The 8,814-nt window shown below is 57.8% G+C and carries 8 protein-coding genes and 3 tRNA genes; 7 read left to right on the top strand and 4 right to left on the bottom strand.

The genetic code is table 11. From position 1 onward, the window contains the following. Positions 1-296, top strand: a 296-nt coding sequence (locus Q1A59_RS18055; protein WP_299645329.1) for a hypothetical protein, incomplete at its 5' end; no start/stop codon positions are given. 10 nt (positions 297-306) lie between these two features. Beyond that, positions 307-1,164 carry an RAMP superfamily CRISPR-associated protein gene (locus Q1A59_RS18050; protein WP_299645328.1) on the top strand — a complete coding sequence of 286 codons (858 nt, stop codon included), beginning with the start codon at positions 307-309 and terminating at the stop codon, positions 1,162-1,164. A gap of 267 nt (positions 1,165-1,431) precedes the next feature. Here Q1A59_RS18050 and Q1A59_RS18045 read toward each other — a convergent pair whose 3' ends face one another. Together Q1A59_RS18045 and Q1A59_RS18040 are read right to left on the bottom strand one after the other, a co-directional pair. After that, positions 1,432-2,439 carry a lamin tail domain-containing protein gene (locus Q1A59_RS18045; protein ID WP_299645327.1) on the bottom strand — a complete coding sequence of 336 codons (1,008 nt, stop codon included), beginning with the start codon at positions 2,437-2,439 and terminating at the stop codon, positions 1,432-1,434. 20 nt (positions 2,440-2,459) lie between these two features. Continuing rightward, positions 2,460-2,536, bottom strand: a tRNA-Val gene (locus tag Q1A59_RS18040). A gap of 363 nt (positions 2,537-2,899) precedes the next feature. Here Q1A59_RS18040 and Q1A59_RS18035 point away from each other — a divergent pair. The 3 genes from Q1A59_RS18035 to Q1A59_RS18025 are packed head-to-tail and all read left to right on the top strand — an operon-like array spanning position 2,900 to position 6,532. Next, on the top strand, positions 2,900-4,168 hold the full coding sequence (locus tag Q1A59_RS18035; RefSeq protein WP_299645326.1) for a CCA tRNA nucleotidyltransferase: 1,269 nt from the start codon (positions 2,900-2,902) through the stop codon (positions 4,166-4,168). A 15-nt stretch (positions 4,169-4,183) separates the two neighbouring features. Then, positions 4,184-5,260, top strand: coding sequence for a M42 family metallopeptidase (locus tag Q1A59_RS18030; RefSeq protein WP_367280908.1), 1,077 nt, complete (start codon positions 4,184-4,186; stop codon positions 5,258-5,260). A gap of 6 nt (positions 5,261-5,266) precedes the next feature. Continuing rightward, entirely contained in the window at positions 5,267-6,532 is a 1,266-nt protein-coding gene (locus Q1A59_RS18025) for a S41 family peptidase (RefSeq protein WP_299645325.1), read from the top strand. Between the two features lie 385 nt (positions 6,533-6,917). Here Q1A59_RS18025 and Q1A59_RS18020 read toward each other — a convergent pair. Together Q1A59_RS18020 and Q1A59_RS18015 are read right to left on the bottom strand one after the other, a co-directional pair. Continuing rightward, positions 6,918-6,993, bottom strand: a tRNA-Asp gene (locus Q1A59_RS18020). A 2-nt stretch (positions 6,994-6,995) separates the two neighbouring features. After that, positions 6,996-7,072 (bottom strand) — tRNA-Glu (locus Q1A59_RS18015). A 241-nt stretch (positions 7,073-7,313) separates the two neighbouring features. Here Q1A59_RS18015 and Q1A59_RS18010 point away from each other — a divergent pair. After that, positions 7,314-8,198: an acyl-CoA desaturase gene (locus tag Q1A59_RS18010; RefSeq protein WP_299645324.1), complete on the top strand. Its 885-nt coding sequence runs from the start codon at positions 7,314-7,316 to the stop codon at positions 8,196-8,198. A gap of 232 nt (positions 8,199-8,430) precedes the next feature. Next, positions 8,431-8,655 carry a hypothetical protein gene (locus Q1A59_RS18005; RefSeq protein ID WP_298490234.1) on the top strand — a complete coding sequence of 75 codons (225 nt, stop codon included), beginning with the start codon at positions 8,431-8,433 and terminating at the stop codon, positions 8,653-8,655. The last annotated feature ends 159 nt before the right edge of the window (positions 8,656-8,814 follow it).

Here is an 8,814-nt window from a genome sequence, read left to right as displayed (position 1 = left end):
TAGACAACACTGTCACCAAAGCTTTAGGAGTACTACAGGAAAACGGCGTCTACGCCTGTTTCCTCTACCTGCTGGCGAAAGAAAAGGAAAACGGCAGCGTCGTTGTTGACGAGATGCTCAATCTGTTGGCCGGACTAGGCTTTGACTGGACTAAACCCGCTAATAACAATCCCGAAACTGTGTTGAGCCACATCAGTGGCAAAGTAACGGTTGACCTAGAGCGGCTGCTGCTGGCTAAAGAGACGCTGGAACAGATGCTGATTTACGCCCGCTATGGTGCCAAAGCGCGCGGCTGAAGAGGGTGCTATGTGGCAAGCCTTTGAGGTGATCTTGCGCCTGCGCTCCCCGTTGCATATCGGATGCGGCAAAGTCGGCAACTTACAGCGCACGCGGCCATACCTCACCGGTCGGGCGCTGTGGGGTGCGCTGACCATGCGCCTGACGCGCGACACGTTCCAAGGGAGTGAGCCGGCTACCGACTCCCATAAATACAGGAAGATAGGGGAGCAGGTGAACCAACATCTCGCTTTCACGTACTTCTACCCGGTGCTGAAATCCGAGAATGACTATCAAGTGGCGTGGCCATGGGAAAACGAGCACCTGTTCCGCCACCGCTTTCTCAGCAGTTATCAGGGAACCGCTCTGTCGTATCCACAACAGTCAGCCGCCGAGGGCATGCTCCACGAAGTGGAGTTTATTTCTCCTCATACGTTGGACACCGGTCAACCGGTCTTTCTGAAGGGTTATATATTTGAGCAAGCGAAGTGCCCGCAAGAGCTGAATTGGCGGTCGGCCTGTAAGCGACTGCAAGTAGGCGGCGAGCGTGGCTACGGCTGGGGCGACGTCGAACTGGTGAGCATTGCTAAGTGTGACGACACTAATCTGTTTAGCAGTGCAGCGACGTTCAAGAACAATGGCGCTCGTCCTGTCATTTCCATACCCCAAAATGGACGCTTGCTGGCCCACACCCAAGTTAAAGATATTGCTATTGCCGGCGATGTCGAACCACTGGTAGGCCGCGAGTGGCGTTCAGATAATCAACAACGTGCTTACGCCGGCCAACACGTGGAATTCAGTGGCCTTTGCTTTGTTCCCGGAAGCATGACCCAACAAACCATTGATTGTGAAGTGACGGCCTTGGGGATTTGGCAGCCACTAACGTAAAGGTGTAAGTACTGAAAGGCGCGATTTATATTGGCACTCGCTGACACTGGTTATGCCCCTTTGGTTAATCTATTTAATGATGGACTGAAAGGCGCGATTTATATTGGCACTCGCTGACACTCATGCCCCTCACATGAGACTTCAAGTCATACACCAAGAGTAATGCAAATTACCCTTATCACTTTCGCGTATCTTTAGATACCTTTACATGCTGCGTGCCTTTGCGTTTACCTCTCTGTGCCTCTGCCTCCTCCGCGCCGTTGTTACCTACCTTACCTCGTAAGAACTCACTAATCGGCCTTGAGCATCAATTAGATGCGCTACATCACCACGGCGCCACACCGGTGCGTTCAGCTTCCAGTAAAAATCACCGGTGGCGAGGTTATCTGTACCATTCCCAGTATAGAGATAGACGTCAGTTTCAGGTTGGAGAATGAATGCTGGAAAGACAAAGGCTGGGATTTCAGGGCGGGAAATATTCACAATCCGCCAACCAGCAATCGTCAGGTCGTTCTCTTCTTCACTTCGGATCGTCACTTGTTCCTCATTTAACGAGGCTGATGAATTTGGGTCGTAGGGAATAATTTCAAGCGTCACCGCCAATCCAGCCGGCATAGGGGTCGGTGTGCGACCCGGCACCACACTAGTCGAGCCAGTCGTGGCGGTAGGGAGGGGCGTATTGGTAACCCGCACCGGTGTTCCTGTACTACCTGCCGCCGACGTAGATGTGCTAGGAACCCGCGTGGCCGGCGTGGGTGTGCTGGGAACCCGCGTGGCCGGCGTGGGTGTGCTGGGAACCCGCGTGGCCGGCGTGGGTGTTTGGGTCGGGCGCGGTACCGTGGCAATGCTCGTTGCGGTGGCGGTTGGAGTGGGTTGCGAAACCGGCTGGCTAGAGACCGGGGTGTCGGTTGGCGCAAGCGTTGCTACCGCTGGTAACGGTACATCAACGTAGCACAGCAGGCTGGCAATCACCTGTCGGCTAGCCCGTACCTGCACCTCAACCGGGTAGATGCCGGGTGGCTCGTTGGTGCGTAACGGGATCTGCCAATTGCCCGCCGCATCGCTAAACCCGCCGCCAACCGGTTGGCCGGTAAAGAGCACGAGCAACCCTTGCAACGGCGGCGCATTCGCTCCACGTAAGATGACGGTTTGGTTGCGCGGGCAGGCAATGGGAGTAGGTTGCGCGTAAACCTGTTGCGCTGCCAACACAACAACACTGGCTAAAGCCAGTGTTATCAAGAAGACCTTCCAAAATTGGTGATGCTGATGTGGCATGGGGCGTGATACAATTGATGTGGTGGGCGATAGTGGATTCGAACCACTGACCTCCACGATGTCAACGTGGCGCTCTAACCAACTGAGCTAATCGCCCATGCGTGCTTTATCCTACCATTGAATGCTGGGCCTGTCAAGCGGGCCGTCTGTCATCGCTTCCGCGACCTGCAATGCCTGAGCAGCCTGATCGCGTGCGCGCAGGAGATTGCGTCGCCGCCGCCGGCTCGCAATGACAACGAGCGAGCAGTACAACCCGCCGCCGTTTAGAACACACGAATAGCGTCGGCGGCAAGCGCCCCTCAAATCAAAAAATCAGCACATTGTGTCAACGTTTGGCAAAGAGCATTATAATGTCATTGATCTTATCATATGGAATGGATATGTCCAGAAGCCGTTATATCACCATCAACGATCATCCTGAACGTTGTGTGTTGTTCGTGGCTATTTTCAACCACGCCTTATGAATGACTTGCTCTTCCGGCTTGAGCCAGCCTTGCAGCACCTTCTGGCCCGCGCCGCCGAGCTCGCGCCGGCGATTAATGCCACCGTTTGGCTAGTTGGCGGTGTCGTGCGCGATCTATTGCTCGAACTACCCATCGGGCGTGATATTGATTTGGCCGTTGAAGGTGATGTCAACCGACTGACGCCCATCTTAGCTGAAGCGTGGGGAGGCCAGATCGCTGCCCGCCATCTACCGTTTGGCACGGCGACGATAGTGGTCGATCAATGGGTCATCGACCTTGCGCAGACCCGTACCGAACGCTATCCGCGTCCGGCAGTCTTGCCAGAAGTGCAACCGGCGCCAATCGCCCTCGATCTCCATCGCCGCGACTATAGCATTAATGCGATGGCCATCAGATTGGCAGCCGAACATGGCCGGCTTTTGCCAATGCCGCTGTTCGACCCACTCGGCGGTGTCGCCGATCTCGCCGCACGCCGGCTGCGCCTCTTGCATAACCAAAGTCTGCGCGATGACCCGACCCGTCTGCTGCGCGGCGTGCGCCTCGCTTCCCGTCTCAATCTCACCCCCGACGCAGCGACCGCGACCCAGATCGCCGATGCGCTGGCCGCCGGATACTTGGCGCTATTGACGCCGGAACGGATCCAAACCGAGTTGTGCCTGACCCTCACTGAACCCGATCCGGCAGCGGTGGTGGCGCTGGCCGACCGCTGGGGTATGACCCAACAAATCATCCCCGGTTTGCGTTGGACGCCGGCGCTGGCTGTGCGATTGGCGCGCTATCACCGCGATGAGTACGGTATCGCTCCGCTTGCGCCGGCTGAGACGGTGATCGCCGGCTTGCTGCTCTATGACCTTAGCGACGCTGAGCTGGCAATGGTTCTGCAACGCTACCATCTCCCGGTCACTATTCGCCAACTGGTCAATGACCTCATATCACTGCGTCACCAAACCACTGCTATTGCCGCCACAACTAGCCCAAGCGCCCTTGATGCCCTGTTGCATCCCTATAGCGCCGCCGCTATCGCTGTGCTACACTACGCGGCAAATAGCCCAATCCAGCTAGCAACGGCTCGCTACCTGCGCGAATGGCGCCTCCTACGTCCGCCGCTCAACGGCGATGATCTACGTGCATTGGGGGTAGCGCCGGGGCCGCAATTGGGCCAGTTGTTGCGTGAGCTGCGCACTGCAACGCTAGACGGTTTGGTTACTGATCGCGCTGCCGCCGAACAATGGGTGCGACAACAATTGGCCGCTTTATCGAGGTGAACAAAGGAAACATCTGTGGATGCGATGCTGCAACTGTTGCAAGACTTAACCGAAGCCCCCGGCGCTTCTGGCTACGAAGGGCCGGTGCGTGACGTGATGCGCCGCTATCTTGAGCCGATCAGCGAGATTGAGATTGACCATTTGGGTAGCATTATTGCCCGCCGCACCGGCCTCGCCACTAGCCCGCGCATCGCGCTGGCCGCCCATCTTGACGAAATCGGTTTGATGGTCACACGCATCACTGATGACGGCTTCCTCAAGTTTCAACCACTGGGAGGCTGGTGGGATCACGTGCTGTTGGGGTTGCGCGTCGAAGTGCATACTCGCTCTGGCCCAATCATCGGCGTGATCGGTGCTAAGCCGCCGCACATTCACAGCAATGACGAACGGAACCGGCTGGTTGATAAGAAAGCGATGTTTATTGACATCGGCGCCGCTTCGCGTGATGAGGCGGTGGCGTGGGGAGTGCGTCCCGGCGATCCGGTGGTGCCGGTAGGGCCGTTCACTCCGATGCGCAACCCCGATCTGTTGTTGGCCAAAGCGTGGGATAACCGAGTTGGCTGCGCGATCGTGATCGAGACGTTGCGCCGCTTGGTCAACGAACACCACCCCAACAGTGTCTTCGGCATCGGCAATGCTCAAGAAGAGGTTGGCTTGCGTGGAGCAGCCACCACGACCTACATCACCAAACCTGACATCGGCTTCGCGATCGACACTGCCATCGCCGGCGACATGCCCGGCGTGGGGGCCGATGATGCTATGAGCCGGCTTGGTCAAGGGCCTGCCATCCTCTTGATTGACGGTTCCATGATCGCGCACGTCGGTCTGCGTCATCTCGTGATCGATGTCGCTGCCGAAGAAGGTATTCCGCTCCAATTCGATCTGATGCCCGGCGGCGGCACCGACGGCGGAAGAATGCACATCTTTGGCAACGGCGTGCCTACCGTGGTCATTGGGCCGCCGGTACGCTATATCCACTCGGCGTCAGCTATCGTCCACCGCCGTGACATCGAGCAAACCGTACAATTGCTCTTGGCACTGATCCGCCGGCTCGATGACGAAACGGTGCAGCGACTACAAACAGGGATGTAAGCACCTATGCTTGCCTTCATACGCATTCTTCAGGTTCGCCTGCCACTCTGGTTAGCGAGTTTGTTCGTCTTCGTGACCCTGCTCGGCGGCCTCAGCGGCGGAGTATGGCTCGGTATCTGGCTCAGCCGGCCCCAAACCGCCAGCGCCTGCCCCGAAACCGAAACCATCTGCACTGACTTTGCCGTCTTTTGGGACGTGTGGCGCTTGGCTCGCGAACGGTACGTCGATCCGGCTGCCGCTGACCCGGCCCGGATGCTCGAAGGCGCTGTCGATGGCATGTTGGCGACGCTCGGCGATGAAGGCCATACCCGCTTTCTGACTGCCGCCGAGGCTGCCCAATGGCAAGAGTCGCTCAGCGGCGAGTTTGAAGGCATTGGTATCTACGTCGGCGAACGCAATGGCACGCTGTTGATTCTGGCTTTGATCGAGGGATCACCAGCCGCTACTTCCGGCCTCCGCGCCGGCGACCGCATATTGTCCGTTGATGGCACCGCTGTGGAAGGCTGGACAATCGATCAATTAGTAGCGCGGGTGCGGGGGCCAGCCGGCACACCGGTCACGCTTGAAGTGAGCCGGCGTGATACCGAGCCGTTGCGGTTTACTATCACGCGGGCCAAGATCACTGCGCCGAGCGTCAGTTGGGCAATGTTGCCCGATCAAATTGCGCTGATCCGCATTACCTCGTTCGATGAACAGGCGGCCAGCGGGTTGCGCAAAGCGCTGACCGAAGCTAAGGCTGCGAACGCGCAGCGGATTATTCTCGATCTGCGCAACAATCCGGGTGGGTTGCTCAGCACGTTGCTGGCGATAGCCGGCGAGTTTTTACCGGCAGAAACGCCGGTGCTGATTGAACGCAACCGTGATGGCTCGCAGCGGGTGACCACCACCCGTGCGGCGGGCATGGCCCAAGACATGCCAATGGTTGTGCTGATCAACGGTGGTTCGGCTAGCGCCGCCGAGATTCTAGCCGGCGCCTTGCAAGATGCGGGTCGGGCAGTGTTGGTGGGGGAAACAACCGTTGGTACCGGTACCGTCCTCACCCCGTTTCGACTGAGCGGCGGGGCGCAACTCCTGCTCGGCACGCAAGAGTGGCGAACGCCGGCGGGTCGGCAAATTCGCGGCAAAGGTATTGAGCCGGATCAAGTGGTGGCGCAACCAATTGACGCACCGATCTTGCTGCCAGCCGAAGCGCGCAACCTGAGTGCCGCCGATTTAGCTGCCAGTGGCGATGTGCAACTGTTGGCGGCAATAGCCGCATTGCAACGTGAGTAGACAACGCGCTGGAGAGCCTGACGGATGTCTGGCCCCCAACGGCGTAAAGGGCGCAGGGAATGGAGGTCAACTCCGCATCCTCGGCGCTCTCGGCGGTACACTACACCTCCCTCCCCCGCTGGAGGAGGGGGTGAAGGAGAGAGGACCCATCCTCACCCTTTGCCCTAATCCCCTCCACGCCCGCAACCGCTCTCCCGCCCATCCAAGTGGCTCCCCCTCTCCCACCATCAGGGGGAGAGGGGGCCGAGGGGTGAGGACCCATCCTCAAGACGCAAAGGCCGCCGAGGATGAGTATCAACTCCGCATCCTCGGCGGTACACCGCTCACCAATACAAAACCAAAAAACATCAGCCGGCAATTGCCGGCTGATGTTGCTTCCGCCTTTTGGCGGGCCCGACGGGATTCGAACCCGCGACCTCCACCTTGACAGGGTGGCATCCTAACCGCTAGACGACGGGCCCATTGGTGACCCCAGCGGGATTCGAACCCGCGATCTCCACCTTGAGAGGGTGGCGTCCTAGGCCGCTAGACGATGGGGCCAACCCGCTCAACACGGTGGGAGTATACCATAGGTTTGGCAATAATGCAAATCGGTGCAAAAGGCGGGTTAGCAGGATAACGCATGCGTTTCCTAACGGCTCTGACCCATTACTCTAGTCATCCCCGTTGCCGGCCAACTCGTGACCGAAGATTAGCCGACAGCTACTTCTGCTCGTCCCGCTCAACATCTATTATTGTGATAAGTCGAACAAATTTCGTTACCGGCAAGGAGTGTTCTGCTATGGCTCGCACCGTTCCCGCCACCGAACCAAAACTGGAAAAATCACCGATCGAAAAATTTGTGGTTTTGCTCATCGTGCTTTTGCCCTTTCTTGGCACCATCTACGCGATGGTCATGCTTTGGCAACAGTACGTTGACTGGCTCGATGTCACCTTGATGCTCGTGTTGTACGTTATTTCCGGCCTCGGCATCACCATCGGCTTTCACCGCATGCTCACTCACAAGAGCTTTGAAACCTCGCGCCCGCTTAAGGCGCTCTTTCTGATTATGGGGTGTATGGCACTGGAAGGAGACCCGATTTCGTGGGCTTCGACCCACATCCAGCACCATGCCCACTCCGACGACGAAGAGGATCCGCATAGCCCGCTCGAAGGCTTGTGGCATTCGCATGTGGGCTGGCTGTTTACCCACAAAAACAACATCGAAATGTACGGCAAGTGGCTGTTGAAGGATCCAACCATTGTTTGGGTGAGCAAGACGTGGTACCTGTGGGCGGCGCTCGGCATTCTGATCCCAACTCTGATCGCCGGGTGGAGTGGATTGATCTGGGGCGGTTTGGTGCGCATCTTCCTCACCCACCACATCACGTGGAGCGTGAATTCAATCTGCCATACCTTTGGCCGCCGCGACTACAACACTCGCGATGCTAGCCGCAACAACTTCATCGTTGGCCTGCTCGCCTTCGGCGAAGGCTGGCACAACAACCATCACGCCTTCCCCCGCTCGGCCTTCCACGGTCTGCGCTGGTGGCAGATCGATATTTCGGCTTACATCATCCGCGCCCTTGAAAAGGTGGGATTGGTGTGGAACGTGTACCGTGTGAAGCCGGAAGATCAGCACAAGCGCCAAGCGACGCCGGCTCTACACGAAGTGATGGGCGATTAATCATAGAGAGTAGAGTGATGGAGAGTAGGGTTTGCACCCTACTCTCATTCCTAGTTGACGAAGGGCGACATCGACGTTGCCATATTCAGGATTATTTCACGCCGGCAAATGAAGACGATTGGGCAACGTCGCCCACGGCTGGCCGGGCGCAATCACTCTGTTGAAGCTATATGCGACGAGTATGTCCGACGCCACCTTTCCACTTGTTGGTTAACCGCCATTTGAACAGTACATGTTAACCGGCGCTTACGACGAGATGTTTGCGCCCGATGGTAGCGTGCGCCCGGCCTATGCTGAATTGGCCCGCTGCCTCAGCGCGCTCAGCCCGGAAGAGTTGCAGCAACGACAACGCTATGCCGATCTGACCTTCCTCAATCAGGGGATTACGTTTACGGTCTACGGCAACGAATCCGGAATCACCACCGCCTCCGTCCAAGCCGAATTGCAACAACAGTAGCGGCGCACTGCTCCCCGTGCCCCCCGCGCCCACTCCGTAACGGCACACTGTGGTGTGCCCTGCCACATAAACACCGTCTTGCGGTACAATAGACAGTATGAACGTCCTGCTCATCTCCACCTACGAACTTGGTCACCAACCGCTGAGCCTCGCCTCACC

Source organism: uncultured Chloroflexus sp. (genome assembly GCF_937951745.1).
Lineage (GTDB): Bacteria > Chloroflexota > Chloroflexia > Chloroflexales > Chloroflexaceae > Chloroflexus.
This window is presented reverse-complemented; position numbering and strand designations above follow the sequence as displayed.